Here is a 21,512-nt window from a genome sequence, read left to right as displayed (position 1 = left end):
TTAACCTCCCAAATAAATTTTCATAATCTGGTCACCCCATAAAAAGGCAACCCAGCCTGCAATGGCAATGTATGGCCCAAAGGCAAAGGGCTGATTGTCATTGCGTAATTTTAGTAAAATGATGCCAATAATTGCACCTAATAAAGATGACAATAGCACAATTAATGGCAGCATCAATGGCCCCATCCATGCGCCTAAGGCGGCAAGCAACTTAAAGTCACCATAACCCATGCCTTCTTTGCCTGTAATCACTTTAAATAAGTAATACACAATCCATAGGCATAAAAAACCAATTAAATAACCCCAAATGGCTGAAGTGGGTGTGGTGTAGATGTTAAAGGTGTTAATGCCTAAGCCAAGTGCTGCTAAAGGCAGGGTAAAACGGTCGGGTAGTAGCTGAGTATCAAAGTCTATAAAGGTGAGGGCAATCAGCACCCAAGTCAGAACTAGTCCTAAAAGCATTTGTATGGTTGGGCCAAACACCATGACCACAACCAGTGAACATACCATTGTTAGTAGTTCAACCGCTGGGTAGCGCATGCTAATCGCATGCCCACAATGCCCACATTTACCTTTTAAAACTAACCAACTGATAACAGGAATATTTTGATACCAACGAATGGTTTGATGACACTCTGGACATGATGAAGCCGGCTTACTTAACGTCAGCTTTTCATGGTCAATAATGGGGTATTCAGGATTGAGTAGCATTTGACATTCTTGCTGCCAATCTTGTTCCATCATTTTTGGGGTGCGATAAATCACCACATTCAGAAAGCTACCAATACATAGGCTCAATAATGCAACTGCAATATAAAGTGCAGTTAAGTTTTGAATAAAATAAGCAATTATTTCTTGCATTATATGACTGAACCCATTTGGAAAATTGGAAGATACATAGCAATCACCAAACCGCCTACAAGTACCCCTAAAATTGCCATGATTAAAGGTTCCATCATTGAAGTTAAACCATCAACGGCATTATCAACTTCATTTTCATAGTACGTTGCAACTTTATCGAGCATGCTGTCTAGTGCACCAGATTCTTCACCAATTGCGACCATTTGTATAGCCATAGATGGAAAACGATTTGAAACGCGCATCGCAAATTGGAGTTGTTGACCTGTAGCAACATCTTCACGAATTTTCATTACAGCTTGTTCGTAAATAATATTATTGGTTGCACCAGCCGTTGATTCAAGCGCATCAATGAGCGGAACACCAGCTGCAAAAGTGGTTGCTAAAGTACGGCTGTAACGGGCAATAATTGCTTTGTAAATAAGGTTACCAAAAATAGGTAGCTTAAGAGAAAGTTTGTCTAAACCATCACGGAATTTTTTACTGCGCTTTTTAGCTTCCATAAAAGCAGCAATAATTGCCCCAATCACAATAATCAGAATGAACCAATATTCCTGCATCCATTTCGACATATTTACGACCATTTGTGTAAAGGCAGGCAAATCTGCACCAAACGAAGAAAATAGGTCTTGGAAGACGGGAACTACTTTAACCATCAAAATAATAGTAACAACCACAGCAACCACAATAACCGTTGCAGGATATTTCATAGCTTTCTTAATTTTCTGCTTGAGCAATTCACTTTTTTCTTTGTAAATTGCCACGCGGTCCAGCATGGTTTCAAGTGCACCAGATTGTTCGCCGGACTCTACAAGAGAGCAAAACAATTTGTCGAAGTGTTGAGGATACTTTCTTAAAGCTGAGGCAAAAGTACTACCACCTTCAACTTCACCTTTAATGCCGAGTACCACTTCGCGCATAGCTGGGTTTTCTAAACCTTCTGCCACAATTTCAAAGCCTTGTACCAGTGGAACACCAGCTTTCATCATGGTTGCAAGTTGTCGGGTGAAGATCGTAATATCGAGCGTCGATACCTTTTTCTTGAATATGCCTTCAAGAATGTTTTTACGCTTTTCCCGAATATTACGAACAGTTACACCTTGTTTGCGTAGGGTGACTTTGGCTAAAGCCATATTCTTAGCCGGAAGTTCCCCCTTAATTTTTACGCCCTTACGGTCAACCCCTTCATAAGCAAAAGTCGGCATCAATTGTGCCTTTTTGACAGTCATGACATTATCCTTATTTTAAATTGTCTTTTATTCACTGGTCACGCGGTTGACTTCTTGTAAAGAAGTAACACCTTGCATGACTTTCTTTAAACCTGAGCGCCGCAGATTATTAAACCCCAGTTTTTCAGAAGCAGCAGCGATTTCTAAAGCATTGCCATCTTCCATAATAATCTTGGAAATCTCAGGTGTGACTTTCATTACTTCATAAATACCAACTCGACCTTTGTAACCCTCACGACATTCTGGACAACCGACTGGTTGAAAAACTTGAAAATCGGGATTGGTTAGATCTTGTTCGGTAAAACCCATTTCCAATAGGCTTTGTTTAGGAACGTCAGTAGGTACTTTACATTGTGGACATAAGCGACGTGCCAAACGCTGAGCAATCACCAGATTAACCGATGTTGCAATATTGAAAGATGGAACTCCCATATTGCGTAGACGAGTCAGTGTTTCAGGTGCACTGTTGGTATGTAGTGTGGACATTACCATATGACCTGTCTGAGCCGCCTTAATCGCGATTTCAGCTGTTTCTAAATCACGAATCTCACCGACCATAATAATGTCAGGGTCCTGACGTAAAAATGACTTAAGCGCAGCCGAAAAAGTCAGACCTACTTTCGGGTTCACGTTAACCTGATTAATGCCTTCAAGGTTAATTTCGACTGGATCTTCGGCAGTAGAAATATTGGAGCTTTCAGTATTTAAAATGTTGAGGCCTGTATATAAAGATACTGTTTTACCCGAACCGGTTGGGCCTGTGATTAAAAGCATACCTTGTGGCTTATCTAATGCTTCCATGAAAAGCGCTTTTTGCTCTTCTTCATATCCTAAAGCATCAATTCCCAGCATGGCACTCGATGGATCGAGAATACGTAGAACTAATTTTTCACCAAATAAGGTTGGAAGAGAGTTCACACGAAAATCAATTGCTTTAGATTTCGATAGCTTGAGCTTGATACGACCATCTTGGGGAACACGTTTTTCAGAAATATCCATTTGAGACATTACTTTCAAGCGTGAAGCCAAACGATTTGCGAGTTGTAATGGTGGATTTGCAATCTGACGCAAAACGCCATCGACCCGATAACGGACCCGATACGATTTCTCATAAGGTTCGAAATGTAAGTCTGAAGCCCCTATACGAATCGCATCTATTAATAACTTGTTAACATATTTAACAATAGGTGCTTCATCGCCTTGAGGAGTATCATCATCCTCTTCAGGAGCCGCTGAGGTATCAAGATCTACATCAAGATCAAACTCTTCATCACTAAATTCGAAACTACTTTCTTCAGTAAATTGCTGCGCCAGAATTTTCTCAAGTTTATGGTGCTCGACAATAACCGGTTCAACCATAAGCTTGCTATTGAAGCGAATAGCATCAATCGCTTCAATATTGCTGGGATTACTGGTCGCAACATATAAAATCTGTCCTCTTTGTACGAGAGGCAAGACCCGATGTTTTAAAATCAGTTTCTGGTCGACCAAATCTTTAGGAATCTGGCCAGTATCGAAAACATCCAGATCAAAATATGGTTCACCAAATTCAATAGAGATTGTTTCAGCTAATAAAGAAGGGGAGAGATGAACCTCTTCAATCAGGTACGCAACAGTATCCTGTTTAGCTCTTTTTGCTGCATCTAATGCTGCTTGCATGGTCGCTGCTGACACATGTTTTTCTTCGACTAATCGTCGAAAAAACCCCGAAAATTTTGGAGATGTATGTATGACTGACATCTGCCTACCTGTGCTCATATGTTTATAATTGGTATATAAAAAATTATACTTTTGTTATCTAAAATTACTACCTTAGAAAATGATGCTCTCGTCTTGGTCCGATTGTCAAAGCTTGAACCAGTCGAAGTTTTTATTCATTAATTTTTAAAAGGCGGAGCTTTTGACTCAATAAAGTTTTATTACTGTTTTCAAATAGTAGAAAAGATATGAGCAATCCTGTTAAAGAAAAGTATCTGAAATTTGTAGAAATGCGTGTAGAATGTGCTGCATTTTTGATGAAAGGTGAGCCGTATGTCGGGTTCGACGATTACGCCTTGGGTAGTTGGCAACTGGAAAATGAACCCAATGCGTGCCAATGCCAAACAACTTATAGAAGAATTTAAACAACTATTGCAACAAAACGAAATTGCAGATGAAAGCTGCCATGTCGGGGTTGCTCCGGTTTCTATTGCACTTGCGATGGTACAAACACAATTGCAAGATGCTGCAAAAACAGTATATACAGTTGCACAAGATGTATCGCGTGTAGCAGGCACAGGCGCCTATACGGGTGAAGTCAGTGCAGAATTATTAAAAGATAGCCAAATTAATTTTGTATTGGTGGGTCACTCTGAACGCCGTGATTTATTAGGTGATAACGTTGAAATTTTAAAGGCTAAACTCCAAAACTCTTTAAATGCAGGCTTAACTGTCATTTATTGTGTGGGGGAAAGTCTCGAACAGCGTGAACAAGATTTAGCAGAACAGGTTGTATTGCAACAAATTTGTGATATAGCTCCTATCGTGACCGCAGAGCAATGGCAAAAGCAAATTGTAATTGCTTATGAGCCAATCTGGGCAATTGGTACAGGTAAAACTGCTTCACCACAAGATGCACAGGCAATGCATGCTAAAATCCGTGAAGGTTTAAGTCAGATTACCTCAGCGGGTTCAGACATTGCGATTTTATATGGCGGTAGTGTAAAAGCTGAAAATGCAGTCGAGTTGGCAGCATGTCCAGATATTAATGGCGCGTTGGTTGGAGGGGCTTCGTTAAATGCAGCATCTTTCTATCAAATCGTACAAGCCTTTGCACAAAGTAAATAACGAGGATAGGGTATGCACTCTTTTGTACTGATCGTACATATTATTTTAGCGGTACTGATGATTGGCTTGATTCTAGTGCAACATGGTAAAGGTGCTGATGCCGGTGCCTCTTTCGGTGGCGGCGGAGCAGCAACTGTATTTGGAGCATCGGGTTCAGCTAATTTCCTTACTCGCCTCACTGCTGTGTTAACAGCCTTGTTTTTTGTGACTAGTTTAACCTTAGCTGTTTTTGCGAAAAAGCAAACTACTGAGGCTTATAGTTTGAAAACTGTACAAACTACTGCGCCAACACCAGCTACATTGCCTGAAACTTCGCCAACTGCACCAAAAACGAGTCATTAATTCGAAATAGGGCTTCCCTTTTGTGGTGGGAAGCACTAGAATGCGTCCCACAAGCTGCGGTGGTGGTGGAATTGGTAGACACGCTACCTTGAGGTGGTAGTGCCTTCGGGCGTGGGGGTTCAAGTCCCCCCTTCCGCACCAGCTTTTAACCAGAAAGTTGATGCGTGTAGTTTGTTTTTGTTGCGGGATGGAGCAGTCTGGTAGCTCGTCGGGCTCATAACCCGAAGGTCGTTGGTTCAAATCCAGCTCCCGCTACCAATTTGATTAAGGTGCAACTTAATCAGGCAAATATCTAGTAAGTTTACATTGACTTTATTTGATATTTGTATATAATTTTTGCACGTTGATGCGGGATGGAGCAGTCTGGTAGCTCGTCGGGCTCATAACCCGAAGGTCGTTGGTTCAAATCCAGCTCCCGCTACCAAGTTTCTTAAAAGAGGCTCACAGACAAGTGGGCCTTTTTGCACAGTGGATTATTGTTTTCTGTGCAAGATAGGGGCGATTAACGCCCTTTTTTATTGGTTATCGTATCGCTATCGTGTAGTTTCGACATCAATTGGTCAAATAGTCATGCTTCACTATAGTAGGTCTGTGTCGGTTAGAACAACCGATTGAATCGCACGAGAATGACGAGAGTAAATGAAATTATCAAATAAATCCCAAGCATTGCATGACTTAATTGTTCCTGCAGTACAAGCATGTGGTGTCGACCTTTGGGGAATCGAGTTTCTCCCACAAGGCAAACGTTCTTTATTGCGTATTTATATCGATAAAGCGGTAAGTGAAGATGCTGAGCCTGTAGTTGATGAAGATGGCGAAGTAGAACAAGGCCGTGGTATAGGTGTACAAGATTGTGTGCGTGTAACACAACAAGTCGGCGCAATGCTGGATGTTCATGATCCAATTTCAGGTGAGTATTCATTAGAAGTTTCTTCACCGGGCTGGGATCGTCCATTTTTTCAATTAGAACAGTTACAAGGCTACATTGGACAACAAATTGCTTTGCGTTTGATTGCAGCAGTAGACAACCGTCGTAAATTTCAAGCAAAACTTATCTCAGTAGACCTTGAAAATGAAGAAATTCAGGTTGAAGTTGATGGGAAGCACGTGCTTGAGATCGACAGCAACAATATCGATAAAGCAAACTTGATCTATCAAGATTAAATTTATTAAATTTTATAAGAAATCGGTAGGTGACTTATGGGCCGCGAAATTCTTACCGTTGTTGAAACGGTTAGTAATGAAAAAGGTGTTAGTCGTGAAGCGATCTTCGAGGCTTTAGAACAAGCTCTAGTTGCTGCAACGAAGAAAAGATTTTACGAAGGTACACATGCTGAAGAAGCTCAGCTTCGTGTAGAAATCGATCGTAAAACTGGTGATTACAGCACGTTCCGTCAATGGACTGTTGTGGCAGATGAAGATCATGAAATGCCAGCTTGCCAAGATGCGATTTCTGACCTTGATCCATCTAAATGGTCAATTGGTGATGTACGTGAACTCGAAGTAGAATCTATTGAGTTTGGTCGTATCGCTGCACAAATTGCAAAACAAGTTATCGTACAAAAAATTCGTGAAGCTGAGCGTGCTTTAGTTGCTGATGCATACGAGTCTAAAGTTGGTGAGTTGATTTACGGTGAAGTGAAAAAACAAACCAAAGATGGCTTTATTATCGATTTAGGCGACAACGCTGAAGCTTATCTTGCGCGCGAAGAAATGATTCCTAAAGAAATTCTTCGTCCGAAACAACGTATGAACGCTATTTTATACAATGTGAACCGTGAAGGTCGTGGCGCTCAGTTGTTGTTATCACGCGCTAAGCCGGAAATGCTAATTGCTTTAATGAAAAAAGAAATTCCTGAGATTTCTGAAGAAATTATTGAAATTAAAGCAGCGGCACGTCAACCAGGCGTTCGTGCTAAAATTGCAGTGAAAACAAATGACCATCGTATTGACCCTGTGGGTGCATGTATTGGTATGCGTGGTACGCGTATTCAAGCAGTACAACAAGAGTTAAACGGTGAACGTATTGATGTAGTGGTCTGGTCTGATGATCCAGCTCAGTACATTGCAAGTGCATTAGAACCAGCTGATGTTTCAGGCATTGTGCTTGATGAAGATGCAAGAAGTGCCGATATTATTTTTGCAACCAGCGATCAATTGGCTCGTGCGATTGGCTCACAAGGCCAAAATGTTCGCTTGGCTTCTGATTTAACTGGCTACAAACTCGACATGATGCTTGAAGAAGAGTATCGTGCTCGTCAGCAAAATGAAGCTCAGCAATATCTTGACATGTTTGTATCACGTCTCGATATTGAAGAAGATTTAGCAATGGCATTGGTGGAAATGGGCTTTACCTCTTTAGAAGAGATTGCTTATGTTCCAGCTGAAACTTTTGACGAAATTGAGCTTGATGCCGAATTGGTTGAGTTATTGCAAAGTCGTGCAAAAGAAGCAACACTTACTGATGCTTTGAAACAGCAAGAAAATATTCAAGAACCGAGTGCAGACCTTCTAACAATGGAAGGCATGACTTCTGAGATCGCTTACTCGCTCGCCGCTCGCGGTATTATTACTGTCGATGATTTGGCAGATCAGGCTACTGACGATATCTCTGATATTGAAGGACTTGATCATGAAAAAGCAGGTCAATTGATCATGAAAGCTCGCGAATCATGGTTTAACTAGGAGATGAAATATGACGGACAAGTCAATTAAAGAGTTAGCTCTCAGTGTAGAACGTCCTGTTGAGAAGCTCCTAGAACAGGCTCGTGAAGCAGGTTTGCCTCAACGTACAGCAGACGATATTATTACCACTGAACAACAGAATACTTTAGTCAATCATTTGAAAAAAGTGCATGGTCAGGAAAGTGGTAACACAGGAAAAATTGCGTTGAAACGTAAAACAACCAGTACCGCTAAAGTTGCAAGTACTTCGGGTAAAGCAAAAACAATTAACGTAGAAGTGCGTAAGAAACAGGTTTTTGCTAAACCAAACCCTGAACAAATTGCAGCTGAAGCTAAAGCACGTGTAGAAGCTGATGCTAAAACACGTGTAGAACAACAAACGCGTGACACTGCACAGCAAAACGCGCGTCTTCAAACAGAGCAAAAAGCAAAAGCAACTTTAGATGCTATGCGTGTTGCTCATCAACAAGATAGCGCTGCGCAGACAGCTCCTAAAGCTGCTGTAGTAGTGAAAAGACGTGGTGGTGGTACAGTAAAACCTGCACCAAAACCAGCAGAAACATTAGAGCAAAAGAAAGCACGTGAAGCACAAACAGCTCAGTTAAAAGCGACTGAAGAAGCTGCGCGTCGTAAAGCGGCTGAAGAAGCTCAGCAACGTACACTTGAACAAATGCGCAAAATGGCGTCTAAGTATTCAAGTGACGAGGCTACTACGACAATTCGTGTGATTGATGATTCTCCACTTGCTTCAGGTCTAGTTGGCCAAGCTTATGAAGATTCATTTAAGCAAGAAGACCGTGAAATTAAACGCGGTAGTGCAACCACTAACCCTCGTGCGGGTAAAAAAGGTGGTCGTCGTGGTCAAGAAGAGCAAAGCTTTGTTAACCATAATAAACGTGGTTTAAAATCAAGCCAGGCAAATAAGCATGGATTTGAAAAGCCAGTTAAAAAGCAAGTTTATGATGTAGAAATCGGTTCAAGCATTGTTGTTGCCGATCTTGCTCAAAAAATGGCGATTAAAGTACGTGAAGTTATCAAATCACTTATGAAAATGGGTGAGTTGGTTAATCAGGAACAAGCTATTGATCAAGATATAGCAGCACTTGTTGTTGAAGAAATGGGCCATAACCCTGTTTTAGTTTCTGATACACAAGCGGAAGATAACTTGCTTGAAGCGGCTGAAGAAGCACGTGGTGAGCAAACAACTCGTCCGCCAGTTGTTACCATTATGGGTCACGTTGACCATGGTAAAACATCATTGCTTGACCGTATCCGTCGTTCGAAAGTGGCGGCAGGCGAAGCAGGTGGTATTACCCAGCATATTGGTGCATATCACGTTGAAACAGACAAAGGAATCATTACATTCCTTGATACACCGGGACATGCTGCATTTACTTCAATGCGTGCACGTGGTGCTAAAGCAACGGATATCGTTGTATTGGTTGTTGCGGCAGATGACGGTGTAATGCCACAAACTGCAGAAGCAATTGACCATGCACGTGCAGCAGGTACTCCAATTATTGTTGCAATCAACAAGATGGATAAAGAATCTGCTGATGTAGACCGTGTGTTAAATGAATTAACAACGAAACAAATCGTTCCAGAAGAATGGGGTGGTGATGTTCCGATTGCTAAAGTTTCTGCACACAGTGGACAAGGTATTGATGAACTCCTTGATTTAATTCTTATTCAATCAGAATTGATGGAATTAAAAGCATCTGCTGAAGGTGCTGCGCAAGGTGTTGTTATTGAAGCGCGTGTTGATAAAGGCCGTGGTGCAGTAACTTCTATTCTTGTTCAAAATGGTACATTAAACATTGGTGACCTTGTTCTTGCAGGTTCATCATATGGTCGTGTACGTGCAATGTCTGATGAAAATGGTAAGCCTATTAAATCAGCAGGACCATCTATTCCAGTAGAAATTCTGGGTCTTCCAGAAGCTCCAATGGCAGGTGATGAAGTTCTTGTTGTAAATGACGAGAAGAAAGCACGTGAAGTTGCTGATGCTCGTGCTGACCGTGAACGTCAAAAACGTATTGATCGTCAAAGCGCAATGCGTCTTGAAAATATCATGTCGTCAATGGGCAAAAAAGATGTCCCTACAGTGAACGTTGTTTTAAGAACAGACGTACGTGGTACTTTAGAAGCATTGAATGCAGCTTTACTTGAATTATCTACTGATGAAGTAAAAGTTCGTGTAATTAGTTCTGGTGTTGGTGCGATTACTGAGTCTGATGTGATTCTTGCTGAATCTTCAGAAGCTGTATTGTTGGGCTTTAACGTTCGTGCTGATACGACTGCTCGTCAGAGAAGTGACCAAGACGGTATCGATATTCGTTACTACAGCATCATCTATGAATTGATTGATGATGTGAAAGATGCCATGAGTGGTAAACTTGCTCCTGAACATCGTGAAACTATCTTGGGTGTTGCTGAAGTACGTGAAGTATTCCACTCAAGTAAGTTTGGTGCGGCAGCAGGCTGTATGGTACTTGAAGGTGTATTGCATCGTAATAAACCGATTCGCGTATTACGTGATGACGTGGTTGTGTTCCAAGGTGAGCTTGAATCTCTTCGTCGCTATAAAGAAGTGGTTGAAGATGTTCGTGCCGGTATGGAATGTGGTCTTGCGGTGAAAGGTTATAAAGACATCAAAGTGAAAGATAAAATTGAAGTCTATGATGTTCAATTGATTAAACGGAGTCTTTAATGGCGGGTAGCCAACGCTTAAAGCGCATGGCGGATTCAGTGCAACGCGAGTTGTCTGAGCTGATCCGTCAGGAGCTTAAAGATCCTCGCTTAGGTGGTCTAGTGACCATCTCTGCGGTGAAAGTCAGTGCAGACATGGGTTATGCTGAAGTTTATGTCACAGTAATGGGACGTGAGCTTGGCGATGAGCAAAGTGAAGCAGCAAATAAAGAAACTTTAGAGGTGTTGAATAAAGCTTCTGGTTTCTTGCGTCATGAATTGAGCCGTCGTATCAAGACACGTATTACGCCAAGATTGCGTTTCCATTATGACAAGACCAATGCTTATGGTAACTATATGTTTGGTCTGATCGAGAAAGCGGTAAATGATTTACCGAAACGCGAATCAGATGAAGAACAGTAAGATTAAAAATAAAAAAGCCACCTTCGGGTGGCTTTTTTATTGGTTGGCTTTTTCTTATTCTTTAGGAGGGTCCATAGGCGGTTTATTTTGCGAGAAACGCTGTCCAATTTTATAACGGTCCCATGGCAAGGGGCGTTCAATTGACTCAGGAACTTCTCCGCTCAATGAGCGCAAACGTAAATGTAGCGCAGCTTGGGCAATTAAGTTTGCGGAAACCGGTGCGGTAATAAAAGCTAAAAGTGTGATCAGTAGCTCGGCAAAACCAAAGCGGCCTTGAAAAGCAAAAAAGATCATGGATGCAATTAAAAAGCTACCTAATCCTAACGTACTCGACTTTGTGGGTGCGTGTAAACGCATGAATAAGTCAGGCAAGCGCACCATGCCAATCGAGCCGACCAACATAAAGAAAGCACCAACAACCAGAAAGACCGAAACAATAATTTCCATTACGAACTGCATTTTGATCTCTCCTTAATCGATTACGTGACCAGTTGTGAAGTAACGTGCTAAAGCTGCTGTAGATACGAAACCTAGCATCGCAACCAATAGGGCTCCTTCAAATAAAGAGGTCGTCATCCAATAAATGCCTAAAACAACAATGAGGCAAGTTGCATTTAAGAAGAGAGTATCGAGTGCTAAAAGCCGATCTACAATTGATGGGCCTATGACCAATCTGAAGAGGCAAAGTAGCATAGAGATTGTAATGGCAATTGAGCTAATACCTAGAGCATAGGGTAGGATGGTCATGCACTTGCCTCCGTTTTGCTTTTTACATCAAAAATTTCCATAAGTGGAATTTCATAACGTTGTTTGATGTCTTCAATATCAGATTCGGTATTATCCGTGCTCAAAGCATGAACTAGAATATCTCCACGTTCCTGATCAATACCCGCAGAAACCGTACCAGGCGTTGTGGTAATGATCATTGCTAGTAAAGTATTGACCTGCTCATGCTCTGTTTCTAGTGGCACACGATACCATTTAGGGTGTAAATTTTTGGTAGGTCCTAAAACGAGTTTTGCCACTCGAAAGTTAGAAATAACAATATCCCAAAGAACCACAAAGCATAATTTAATAGCTGGCTTCCAGTGAATATGGGGTGTGCGGGTGATAAACGGTTTGACTAAACGAGGAATAATTAAACCCAGCAGTACTGCCGTCAGAATGTCACTAGCATCAAGACTATGTGACAGCATCAGCCAAAATAAAATGATAAGAACGGAAACAAATGGATGTGGAAACCAGCGTTCAAGCAAATGAGATAACTGCATTTTTATGGCTCCATAGGTTTCAATTGACTTTCATCAACAATGGTAGGCGTTTGTAGTTTGTCCTGTTGCTGAATTTGTCGAAGTTTATATTCCGAAATATGTTCACCATTGAAGGTATCTTTCGAAATAATATCTGGAACGAGGTAAGCATTATGATCTTCAACCTCACCACCATATTTAGTTTCTGGTAGGTAAGCAGGGTCAAATGGTTGTACGCTGATAGCTTCACCATTTTTATCTACTTTAAGAATAGTGCGTTGGTAAAGTGCATGGTCTTGAATCTGCTGGGCAGTACTTAATGTGTAATGCTGAATAGGTGCAGCGAAGACGACATAAGCGATTAAGCCGGCAAGTAACACATAAATCACTTGATCATTACGTGGTGGTGCTCGTTCTGGTAATGCTCGATAAAGAATATAAGCCGGATGGATTGGATCTTCCTCTGGTGGTGTTGCTCGCCAGAACAAGATAAAACCAACTCGTGTTAGAGCAATAATACTTAATAGGCTCACAACAAGCACAACACCAATGATCCAACCTTGGTAGCTGGCTTCGACTGTCGCTTGTAGGATAAATACTTTTCCAAGGAAACCACTAAAAGGTGGTAAACCTGCGAGCATCATGGCAATCAAGAAATAAGTCAGCATAGCCGCTTTTTCTTGTTTGATTCGTGGGGCAACTTTTAAATGATCTTTAAAATCTCCACGTTGTGAAGTTATCCATCCACAAAATAGATAAAAAGCCGCGCCAATTAATGTACTGTGTACTAAGTAATATAAAGCACCAGACCATGCTTGTGTATTCGACATGGCAATTGCTGTGAGCAAGGTACCAATTGAAGAAAGAACCATAAAGCCGACAAAGCGACGTAAACGATCTGCTCCAATTGCTGCAATCACACCGTAAAGTGAAGTAATCAAACCAATCGGAAGTAACCAGCTTTTTAAGATTTCTTGACTAAGTGCATCGTCAAATACTGTTCCATTTACACGCAAAATCGAATAGATTCCGACCTTGGTCATAATGGTGAAAATTGCAGCCACAGGTGTACTTGCAACAGCATAAGTTTTTGGTAGCCAAAAACCTACAGGAAGCATCGCTGCTTTAATGCCAAACACTACAAATAAAAGTAGGGCGCCTGCTACGGCTAATTTGTGTTGATCTGCTTCAAGTGTCGGAATAAGGCGTGAAACATCAGCCATGTTGAGGCTACCTACACTGCCATAAATCATACCAAGGCCGATTAAGAATAGGGCAGAGGCTAAAAGATTGATAATGATATAGTGAACACCAAGCTGAAAACGTGGTTTGCCTTGCCCATGTAAAAGCAAAACATACGAAGCCATCAACAAGATTTCAAAAAAGACGAAAAGGTTAAATAAATCGCCTGTTAAAAATGCTCCGCAGATACCCATTAACAAGAAATGCACCATGGCATGGAAATAGCGACCACGGGTATCCCAATTGTCGCTTGCATACCATAGAACTGGGACGACTAACGCATAGGTCAGTACCAGCATAAAAGCAGAAAGACGATCTAACACGAGCACAATACCAAACGGTGCTGACCATTCACTCAACTGGTAAGTGGTAATTTGGCCTGTGCTTGCAAAGCTCAAATATACAATTGCAGTAATTAATCCAGCAATTGCGGAAACAAGACTAATGCCACGACGCCATGGTTGTCGCCAGTCATCTTTTAAAGCACCAGCTCCTGGGTTGCCTAGCAGTAATAAGATAAAAGCAGTAAATGCCGGAATGAGAATGCTAAAAATCGGCGCATGTTCTTGCCAGAAAGATAAAAAATCAAACATTACGGCTCATCCTCGCGTGGGTCGTATGTTGGAGAGATGTCTTCTTTAGCATCAACATGATCACTACCTGATTCATAACGGCTACGCAGTGCCAGTTGTACAATAAAAGCGGTGGTTGCAAAACCGATTACAATAGCTGTTAAAACCAGCGCTTGAGGAAGTGGATCGGTTATTTTTGTTGTTTCAGTTAAAATTGCGGGTGAGCTAATTTGTAACCGGCCCATCGCAAATAAAAATAGGTTTACAGCATAGCCAATTACAGCTAATCCAAGCACGACAGGGAAAGTACGAGCACGTAAAATCAGATAAATACCTGTGGCAACAAGTAAACCAATCGCAGAAGCCAATAAGAATTCTAAACTGATCATGATGATTCCTCCCGATGTGGTACTACAGGACCAGCCATGCTTGAGTGGCGAGAATCTCCCAATACCGAGATGAGCAACATCGTTGCACCAACTACGGTGATATAAACGCCTAAGTCAAAACTTGCAGCTGAAGCTAAATGTAGTTTCCCTAGAATGGGTAATTCAACATACACATGTGCGCTAGTGAGGAATGGGCGTAGCCAGAACCATGCAGCTACACCAGTAAGCCCAGCAATGGTTAAACCTGAACCAATCCACACTTCGTAAAGACGACCTGATTTTACTTTGAGCAATTGTTCAGTTTGGTCTTGACCTAGCGCTATATATTGAATAATTAGCGCCATTGAGGTGATTAGACCTGCAATAAAGCCACCGCCCGGATAGTTATGGCCTCGCATAAAGATATAAACACTTACGACAAGTGCTAATGGTAATACCCAAGAGGCTGTAATACGAAACATGAGCGGAGATGGATTAAAACGGTAGGTGAGACCTTGGGTTATGGTTGTACCATGTACACGCATACCATCCATGAGGCAAAGTGAACCAATAGCAGCAATGCCTAGCACTGTAATTTCACCAAAGGTATCGAAACCACGGAAGTCAACTAAAATGACATTTACAATATTTGAGCCACCACCGAGTGGTAAAGACTGCTGCGCAAAGAACCATGAAATCGAATTATGATCACGGGTTAAAATCAGCCACGCAATCCAGCCTATCCCTAAACCTCCAATAATCGCTAAAGCAGCATCTCTTAAACGTCTTGAGCGAAGAGATTCATACGGCGTTAGCTGTGGAAGTAAAGATAAACTCATTAATAAGAGAACAGTGGTTACAACATCCACAGTAATTTGAGTCAGTGCTAAATCTGGAGCCGACATGGTGACAAACACCATCGTTACCACTAGACCAATTGCACCACTAATAAGGACTGCTTTAATACGCTCATGATGGAACCACAGCATCATCCAGCAACCTGAGAATAAAGTCAGCCAGAGAACAATAGCAATCCATGGGGCATGAGTAAGTTCACGTGTGCCTGTAGTGAGCCCTTGATTAAGTAGCGGCATAGTGACCATGATGACGCTAAAAGCAATGATCATGAACAAGTAACTTTGCAATGAGCCATTTTCGGTTTTTTGTTTAATTTTTCGGCTTGTAAGCAACAGATGTTTTAAAAATAAATCAAATAAAATGCGGCCTTGTAATCTACCAAGACGTGGGTCAAGGTCAATTTTACGAATCATGCCATCTTTTGCTAAAGCAAAATAGAAGAGTGATCCGCCGACTAAAGCAATAATACTCATCACTAGAGGAGCATTGAATCCGTGCCAAATCGCAAGATGAGTTCCTGCAAATTCTGGTTGCATCAAGCTTGCTCTCGTTACGCTATTTACTAGTGGTTCTACCAACAAAGAAGGTAGAACACCGACCAAGATACATAGCACAGCAAGAAGAAGAGCAGGTGCGCGCATGCCCATAGGCGGTTCATGTGCATCTTTATTTGGCACTTGTTTACCAATCGGACCGTCAAAAAACACGCCGTGCACTAAGCGGATTGAATAACTCACTGCAAAAATACCAGCAAGCGTTGCAATAATGCTGGCAAAGATAACTGCTGAACCTGAAAGATTCGCCAATAGCTCGGTAAAGAACATCTCTTTAGAAATAAAGCCATTGGTGAGCGGTACACCTGCCATAGAGGCAGCGGTGATCATGGTTAATGTGGCAGTGAAAGGAAGTAATTGCCAAATACCACTGAGTTTTCGAAGATCACGTGTACCCGTTTCATGGTCAATGATCCCTGCAATCATAAAGAGTGCAGCTTTAAATGTTGCATGGTTAATAATATGAAAAATAGCAGCGGCAACTGCTAAAGGCGAACCGATACCAAGTAAACAAACAATGAGTCCTAAATGACTAATCGTTGAATAGGCTAATAGTCCTTTTAAATCTTCTTTAAAAATGGCAAAACATGCCGCCATACAAAGTGTAAATAGGCCGATAAATGTCACAATATTGTGATAGATCGCAGCGCCTACAAAAATTGGCAGTAAGCGGGCAAGTAGAAAAATACCTGCTTTTACCATGGTCGCAGAGTGTAGGTAGGCAGACACTGGTGTTGGTGCTGCCATTGCATTTGGTAACCAAAAATGAAATGGGAACTGAGCACTCTTTGTAAATGCACCAAGCAAAATAAGTAATAGCATTGGAACAAATAGAGCATGAGCTTGAATGGTGTCTTTCATGCCCATGATGTCACTAATTTCATAGGTCCCAGTGATTTGTCCTAATAGAACAAATCCACCCAACAACGCTAAACCGCCCATCCCTGTAATGGTGAGCGCCATTCGAGAGCCGCGTTGAGCAGCTTCATAATGACTCCAGTAACCCACTAATAAGAAAGATGAAATACTGGTGAGCTCCCAAAAGACTAATAAAATAATAAGATTATTAGAGAGCGAAATTCCCAGCATTGCTGCCATAAACAGCATGAGTAAAGCATAGAGTTTGCTTAAAGAATTTTTAGGCCCAAGATAGTAATAGGCGTATATATAAATGAGGGTACCGATACCGGTAATAAGTAAAGAAAATAGTAAACCAAGAGCATCGAGTCTGAAGCTTAGATTAATTCCTAGTTGAGGTAACCAATCCCAGCTTTGTTGAATGCTTGCACCACCAAGCACAGTTTTAGCTTGAGTCAGTAATAAACCAAAACTGGTTAAACTGACTCCAATTGCCCCTAAAGCCGTTACTCCACGCGAGAACCGTTGAAGCAATGAAACAAGGGTGGTGCCTAATATTAACGGTAATAAGATAATTATCGGTAGCACACTCGTATCCATATGTGATTTAGGCCGAAACCTAAAGGTGAATTTTTAATTTCAGAATAGATAGGAATTCAAAGAGAGTTCCAAGGCTTTGTTATTCTGAAAACCCGACCAAATTAGAAAATAAAGCGAGAAACAAGTTGTATTGCGCAACTTGAAGAATAAAAACGCAAAATGAAATTTATTGTACACTAAAAAAGCAGTAAAAATCTGATGTTATTACATGTAGTAACAACATCTAGTTATTTTTGAAGCTAAAAAATCTGACTCAACCATATATTTTGTGGCTCTGCTTTTTAATTATCAAAACAGAGTTGATTGATTATAAAATTTAAACAGAAGGGCTTTCTTCTGGTGTGTCTCCTGCATGTATCATGCGTAGCAATTCATTTTTTTGTTGTTCATTTAAACCTTGAATCTGCTGAAATAAAATATCAATCTGTGCTGGAGAGGGAATAGGGTCTATTAAGCTTGGAAGCTGTGTTTCTATATGTGGAACCAATGACTCGCTTCTTTGGAGTAATGTATAGATGTGTTCAAGCTGTTGTTTGGTAGTATTTAAATCAAGATGGCTAATTTTACCATGCTCTAATTTTAAACATTGATAAGCCGAGGCATGTTCTAATAACTCTTCACGACTTCCAGTTGCAATAATTTGTAAGCGTGGAAATGCCTGATGGAGTTTGTTTAAAATTTCTGAACAATGCTGTGCATCGAGTTGTGCGTCAATTTGATCGATCAATAAAATTCCTTCACCTTCAAGGCAAGGATTTAGGCTTAACGGATTGAGTAAACAGAGTCTGCGGGCAATATCGCCTACTAAAGCAATCCATGTTTTTGTGGTGTTGGAAAGTTGCTGAAAAGGCAGGGTTTGACCATCATAGTCAGCCATGAGTTGAAGCCTAGGCTGATATTGCAGATATAAGTCTTTGAGCTCTGGCAAAACAATATTTAATGCATTTTTGAGAGCATAGAGATTAGGTGAGGTGAGCTGTTTAGGTTGCCCAGATAACTCTTTTTGAAGCTCATTTAATAGTTCTGTCTGATCTTGTGGATCTGATTGCTTAGATTTAATGCGTTGTACTAAATGTGCAGCTTGAGCATTTTCGATATCACTAATTTCACGTAACCATTCAAAAAAACGAGTGAAGGTTGTGAACGGAACTGGACTAATATCATAGGCTGAAATGGCTTGAGTTATGCCGGGTAAATTTTTATTGAGCAGATTAATATCATTTACAAATCGCTCGGCTGGATAGTAAGCGACTAAGGGTAATCCTTGTAATGGATCTTTTTTGATGATTTGTTGATAAAGAGCCATAGTCTGGTCAAGTTGCTGAGTTTCAACTTGGCTGATTCCAATGCCACTTGAATTTAGGGTCTTAAAAAGTTTCCAGCTACACAGCGAAGAATTTACCTCTTGTGCAGAAGTACTTTCTGGTAAAGAGCCAATTTCTGGTGGAACTTGAAGGGTCACTTCAATTTTTGACTGTAGACGTGATTGAGTAATGTCTTGGTCAGGCATAACAATACCGGGACTACGTAAATCTTTAAAACGGGCAGGGAACCAAGTTAGAGCATGGTAAGTATGTTTGAGCAACATACTTTTACCCGTTGCTTGTTCACCTAAAATTAAGGTAATCGGCTGTTTTTCATATTGAAACTGTATTTTAAGGTCGTGGAATAGAGCAATATGTTTAAATTGGACAGATTCAAGTTTCATAGGCTCACCTAATTATGAGCGCTTCAACCAACCGATTGACGAAGACTTAAAGGCGCCCTTAGTTTTAATTGTTGTATCAGATCATAAAGATGATGGATATTTAAACTTACTTTAGCACGAGTACAGGCAACGTAAAGTAATCTTAATTCTTCATCAGTAATCTTGTGTTCCAAACCATTAATTTTAAATTGATAGTCATCTTCAATATGAACGCGATTCCATTCTAGCCCTTTCGCTTTGTGAGCTGTAGAGATGACATAATCAGCTTGCTCAATCGGAGTAATCTTTGCAAGTGCTTTTTTTAGTGGGTCAGTGCCGTGATCATCAACCAGTTTAACCAATGGTTTAATGTCACTTCCTTCATTGGTTTCACAGTACTCATGTACATCGTGCCATGAGTTAAACCACGCCAATTCAGGAACATCAGTAACTCGTTTTCCTTGCTTTAAGAGGCTTGCGGCATCTACAAAACGGTTTAGTTTTTGATGGTCAGCTTGCAAACTTACTTTGTCGCCATGAACCAAACCTGCTAATAAAAGTTCCATTGCACGAGCATTGGTGCGGCATAAAATCGCATCACGCATTTTGGTGTGCGGTTTATTCACTACACTTGATTTCTGGTTTGGATTGCCAAGTAAGGGAACAGTTTCATTTAAACCGCCAAGCAGTGCATTGGCTACATCGGCAATCGTTTCGCCAAAACGAAAAGAAGTGGTTAATCGAGATTCCGGCAAGGGCAATTGTTGCATGGCATTAATTGCACCACGCCAAGCGTAGATTTGTTGATGTGCATCACCGACATAAATAACTTGAGTATTTTTTTGGCGAAGCAGAATGCCTAGCATTAGAGGGTCAGCATCTTGTGCTTCATCAAACAATACATAGTCAGTAGGAATGTTTGGCTCAGACAATGCCCAAAGTTTGAGGTAAATATCATGCCCAATACCAGCTTGATGGTTTTGGTCAATCGATTCTAACCAACGTCGTTCGACAGCAGGGTAAAGGTGATTTTGTAATTCGATAATATCGTCTGGATGTAACCAGTTAGGTGCCTGAATATGTCGAGGTGCCGGATATTGAGAGCTTGTTGAACAGAAATAGCTCACTGCATTTGCTACAAGGCTCGCTAGACGGCTTGGCATCAAGACATATTTCTCGTAACGCCCACCCATCATACGTCGTAGCGTAATGGGTTCTAGTCGATATTCTTTAGCAATAAAACTTGGGCTTAGTCGTGGTAGACGTAATTTGTCAGTTACACCGCGCGGCACGCTACGAAAAGCGAGCGAGTGAAAAGTACGACAGTCCACATTACGATGGAATTTGTTTTGTGCTTCACCAGCAATAGCTTTGTTGAATGCTAGATACATACCACGCCGTTCAGGCATAGCATCGCTAATCATTTGTAAAGTGGTGGTTTTACCTGTGCCAGCATAGGCAATCACTTTAAATGACTGCCCAAGACGTGCGTTATCTATGGCAATGGCTTGCTCATAGGTGGCTTTAGGTTTTTCAATATTCGACACTGAGTGATTTTATACCTTGTTGCGGTTAGCTTTTTCAACTAAACCCGATAAACCCTGACGACGGGCTAATTCTTCAATAATAACGTGTGGATTAATATCGAAATAACCCAACATGACAATAGTATGGAACCACAAATCTGCTGTTTCATAAACGAGATCGTTTAAGTGTGCTTCTGAATCTTGCGCAGCAAAATCTTTAGCAGCAATAATGGCTTCTACACTTTCTTCACCCACTTTTTCTAAGATTTTATTGATGCCTTTTTTGTAGAGGCTTGCAACATATGAAGTATCTGCTTCAGCTTGCTTACGCTCTTGCATCAATTGCCCTAAGTGAGCAAGTACATCAACTTGTTCTGTGGTGTGAGCATGATCATGTGCTTCAGTTTTAGCTTTGTCACCATAAATTGCTGTAGGATCTTTTAATTGTGCATCGACAATTTCCCAGCCCTGCGGTGTGAGTTTACGATAGAAACAAGACTCACGACCTGTATGGCATGCAATACCACCGTGTTGTTCAATTTGTAGCACAATCACGTCGCCATCACAGTCCAGACGAATTTCATAAACTGTTTGAAAATGGCCGGATTCTTCACCCTTGTGCCAAAGTTTTTGGCGAGAGCGAGAGAAATAAACAGCCTGATTTTTTTCTGCTGTGAGCGCGAGTGCTTCACGGTTCATCCACGCCACCATCAAAATACGTCCGGTTTGATGATGTTGAGCAATGGCAGGGATAAGACCATTGGAATCAAATTTAACTTCATCTAACCAGTTTGACATGAGTGGAAATCCATTGGGTGGAAAGCAGCTAGTGTAGCGTTTGTGCTTAGGGTTGGCTATGCTTGTTGTATAAAAAATCGGTTATATGATTTGTCTATAAGATAGATATGAGTAAATTGTAATTTAAGAGTTGTTCAAATTAATTTTG

18 protein-coding genes and 3 tRNA genes are annotated in these 21,512 nt (G+C 41.1%); 9 read left to right on the top strand and 12 right to left on the bottom strand.

All coding sequences use genetic code 11. The features are described from left to right. Genes F935_RS19145 through pilB form a run of 3 tightly spaced genes read right to left on the bottom strand, consistent with a single transcriptional unit; the run spans position 1 to position 3,827 of the window. Positions 1-861 carry a prepilin peptidase gene (locus tag F935_RS19145; RefSeq protein ID WP_016139441.1) on the bottom strand — a complete coding sequence of 287 codons (861 nt, stop codon included), beginning with the start codon at positions 859-861 and terminating at the stop codon, positions 1-3. Beyond that, positions 861-2,087, bottom strand: a complete 1,227-nt coding sequence (locus F935_RS13680) for a type II secretion system F family protein (RefSeq protein WP_016139440.1) — start codon at positions 2,085-2,087, stop codon at positions 861-863. Before F935_RS13680 ends, F935_RS19145 begins: the two co-directional genes overlap by 1 nt. A gap of 27 nt (positions 2,088-2,114) precedes the next feature. Further along, complete coding sequence (gene pilB / locus F935_RS13675) at positions 2,115-3,827, bottom strand: type IV-A pilus assembly ATPase PilB (protein WP_016139439.1); 1,713 nt, start codon at positions 3,825-3,827, stop codon at positions 2,115-2,117. A gap of 291 nt (positions 3,828-4,118) precedes the next feature. Here pilB and tpiA point away from each other — a divergent pair, with 291 nt between their 5' ends. The 9 genes from tpiA (at position 4,119) to F935_RS13630 (ending at position 11,051) form a co-directional block, all read left to right on the top strand. Next, on the top strand, positions 4,119-4,913 hold the full coding sequence (gene tpiA, locus F935_RS13670; RefSeq protein WP_016139438.1) for a triose-phosphate isomerase: 795 nt from the start codon (positions 4,119-4,121) through the stop codon (positions 4,911-4,913). 12 nt (positions 4,914-4,925) lie between these two features. Then, complete coding sequence (secG, locus tag F935_RS13665) at positions 4,926-5,255, top strand: preprotein translocase subunit SecG (RefSeq protein WP_016139437.1); 330 nt, start codon at positions 4,926-4,928, stop codon at positions 5,253-5,255. A gap of 56 nt (positions 5,256-5,311) precedes the next feature. Continuing rightward, positions 5,312-5,396: transfer RNA gene (locus tag F935_RS13660), tRNA-Leu, on the top strand. 40 nt (positions 5,397-5,436) lie between these two features. After that, positions 5,437-5,513: transfer RNA gene (locus F935_RS13655), tRNA-Met, on the top strand. 89 nt (positions 5,514-5,602) lie between these two features. Continuing rightward, a tRNA-Met gene (locus F935_RS13650) sits at positions 5,603-5,679 on the top strand. Positions 5,680-5,894: 215 nt separating this feature from the next. Then, positions 5,895-6,419 carry a ribosome maturation factor RimP gene (gene rimP / locus F935_RS13645; RefSeq protein ID WP_016139436.1) on the top strand — a complete coding sequence of 175 codons (525 nt, stop codon included), beginning with the start codon at positions 5,895-5,897 and terminating at the stop codon, positions 6,417-6,419. Positions 6,420-6,455: 36 nt separating this feature from the next. Continuing rightward, complete coding sequence (gene nusA / locus F935_RS13640) at positions 6,456-7,940, top strand: transcription termination factor NusA (RefSeq protein WP_016139435.1); 1,485 nt, start codon at positions 6,456-6,458, stop codon at positions 7,938-7,940. Between the two features lie 10 nt (positions 7,941-7,950). After that, entirely contained in the window at positions 7,951-10,650 is a 2,700-nt protein-coding gene (infB, locus tag F935_RS13635) for a translation initiation factor IF-2 (RefSeq protein WP_016139434.1), read from the top strand. Next, a complete protein-coding gene (locus F935_RS13630; RefSeq protein ID WP_016139433.1) occupies positions 10,650-11,051 on the top strand; it encodes a ribosome-binding factor A in 402 nt (133 codons plus the stop codon). Before infB ends, F935_RS13630 begins: the two co-directional genes overlap by 1 nt. A 54-nt stretch (positions 11,052-11,105) precedes the next feature. On the opposite strand, the gene F935_RS13625 is transcribed toward F935_RS13630, so the two are convergent. The 9 genes from F935_RS13625 to hisIE form a co-directional block, all read right to left on the bottom strand. Further along, a complete protein-coding gene (locus F935_RS13625; RefSeq protein ID WP_016139432.1) occupies positions 11,106-11,510 on the bottom strand; it encodes a Na+/H+ antiporter subunit G in 405 nt (134 codons plus the stop codon). 12 nt (positions 11,511-11,522) lie between these two features. Beyond that, positions 11,523-11,798, bottom strand: a complete 276-nt coding sequence (locus F935_RS13620; RefSeq protein ID WP_004795001.1) for a monovalent cation/H+ antiporter subunit F — start codon at positions 11,796-11,798, stop codon at positions 11,523-11,525. Further along, complete coding sequence (locus tag F935_RS13615) at positions 11,795-12,322, bottom strand: Na+/H+ antiporter subunit E (protein WP_005301847.1); 528 nt, start codon at positions 12,320-12,322, stop codon at positions 11,795-11,797. Before F935_RS13615 ends, F935_RS13620 begins: the two co-directional genes overlap by 4 nt. Before the next feature lie 2 nt (positions 12,323-12,324). Then, entirely contained in the window at positions 12,325-14,136 is a 1,812-nt protein-coding gene (locus F935_RS13610) for a monovalent cation/H+ antiporter subunit D (RefSeq protein ID WP_016139431.1), read from the bottom strand. Further along, positions 14,136-14,504 (bottom strand): Na+/H+ antiporter subunit C, encoded by a 369-nt coding sequence (locus F935_RS13605; protein WP_003654595.1) that lies wholly within the window; start codon positions 14,502-14,504, stop codon positions 14,136-14,138. Before F935_RS13605 ends, F935_RS13610 begins: the two co-directional genes overlap by 1 nt. Further along, positions 14,501-17,353: a monovalent cation/H+ antiporter subunit A gene (locus tag F935_RS13600; RefSeq protein WP_035366284.1), complete on the bottom strand. Its 2,853-nt coding sequence runs from the start codon at positions 17,351-17,353 to the stop codon at positions 14,501-14,503. The genes F935_RS13605 and F935_RS13600 overlap by 4 nt, the downstream gene beginning before the upstream one ends. 316 nt (positions 17,354-17,669) lie before the next feature. After that, the gene (locus F935_RS13595; protein ID WP_016139429.1) at positions 17,670-19,061 is read right to left on the bottom strand and encodes an AAA family ATPase; all 1,392 of its coding nucleotides are present in this window, start codon (positions 19,059-19,061) and stop codon (positions 17,670-17,672) included. Positions 19,062-19,084: 23 nt separating this feature from the next. After that, positions 19,085-20,587, bottom strand: coding sequence for a UvrD-helicase domain-containing protein (locus tag F935_RS13590; protein ID WP_016139428.1), 1,503 nt, complete (start codon positions 20,585-20,587; stop codon positions 19,085-19,087). A gap of 9 nt (positions 20,588-20,596) precedes the next feature. Next, positions 20,597-21,364: a bifunctional phosphoribosyl-AMP cyclohydrolase/phosphoribosyl-ATP diphosphatase HisIE gene (hisIE, locus tag F935_RS13585; RefSeq protein WP_016139427.1), complete on the bottom strand. Its 768-nt coding sequence runs from the start codon at positions 21,362-21,364 to the stop codon at positions 20,597-20,599. Positions 21,365-21,512: the final 148 nt, after the last annotated feature.

It is taken from the genome of Acinetobacter calcoaceticus ANC 3811, from assembly GCF_000399665.1.
In the GTDB taxonomy this organism is placed as follows: Bacteria; Pseudomonadota; Gammaproteobacteria; order Pseudomonadales; family Moraxellaceae; genus Acinetobacter; species Acinetobacter calcoaceticus_B.
The sequence above is the reverse complement of the archived record's forward strand: the minus strand, read 5'-3'. Positions and strand labels throughout refer to the sequence as shown.

Coding starts and splice junctions, on each gene's coding strand:
- F935_RS19145 (WP_016139441.1), bottom strand. CDS start 861: ATGCAAGAAATAATTGCTTATTTTATTCAAAACTTAACTGCACTTTAT.
- F935_RS13680 (WP_016139440.1), bottom strand. CDS start 2,087: ATGACTGTCAAAAAGGCACAATTGATGCCGACTTTTGCTTATGAAGGG.
- pilB (WP_016139439.1), bottom strand. CDS start 3,827: ATGTCAGTCATACATACATCTCCAAAATTTTCGGGGTTTTTTCGACGA.
- tpiA (WP_016139438.1), top strand. CDS start 4,119: ATGTCGGGTTCGACGATTACGCCTTGGGTAGTTGGCAACTGGAAAATG.
- secG (WP_016139437.1), top strand. CDS start 4,926: ATGCACTCTTTTGTACTGATCGTACATATTATTTTAGCGGTACTGATG.
- rimP (WP_016139436.1), top strand. CDS start 5,895: ATGAAATTATCAAATAAATCCCAAGCATTGCATGACTTAATTGTTCCT.
- nusA (WP_016139435.1), top strand. CDS start 6,456: ATGGGCCGCGAAATTCTTACCGTTGTTGAAACGGTTAGTAATGAAAAA.
- infB (WP_016139434.1), top strand. CDS start 7,951: ATGACGGACAAGTCAATTAAAGAGTTAGCTCTCAGTGTAGAACGTCCT.
- F935_RS13630 (WP_016139433.1), top strand. CDS start 10,650: ATGGCGGGTAGCCAACGCTTAAAGCGCATGGCGGATTCAGTGCAACGC.
- F935_RS13625 (WP_016139432.1), bottom strand. CDS start 11,510: ATGCAGTTCGTAATGGAAATTATTGTTTCGGTCTTTCTGGTTGTTGGT.
- F935_RS13620 (WP_004795001.1), bottom strand. CDS start 11,798: ATGACCATCCTACCCTATGCTCTAGGTATTAGCTCAATTGCCATTACA.
- F935_RS13615 (WP_005301847.1), bottom strand. CDS start 12,322: ATGCAGTTATCTCATTTGCTTGAACGCTGGTTTCCACATCCATTTGTT.
- F935_RS13610 (WP_016139431.1), bottom strand. CDS start 14,136: ATGTTTGATTTTTTATCTTTCTGGCAAGAACATGCGCCGATTTTTAGC.
- F935_RS13605 (WP_003654595.1), bottom strand. CDS start 14,504: ATGATCAGTTTAGAATTCTTATTGGCTTCTGCGATTGGTTTACTTGTT.
- F935_RS13600 (WP_035366284.1), bottom strand. CDS start 17,353: ATGGATACGAGTGTGCTACCGATAATTATCTTATTACCGTTAATATTA.
- F935_RS13595 (WP_016139429.1), bottom strand. CDS start 19,061: ATGAAACTTGAATCTGTCCAATTTAAACATATTGCTCTATTCCACGAC.
- hisIE (WP_016139427.1), bottom strand. CDS start 21,364: ATGTCAAACTGGTTAGATGAAGTTAAATTTGATTCCAATGGTCTTATC.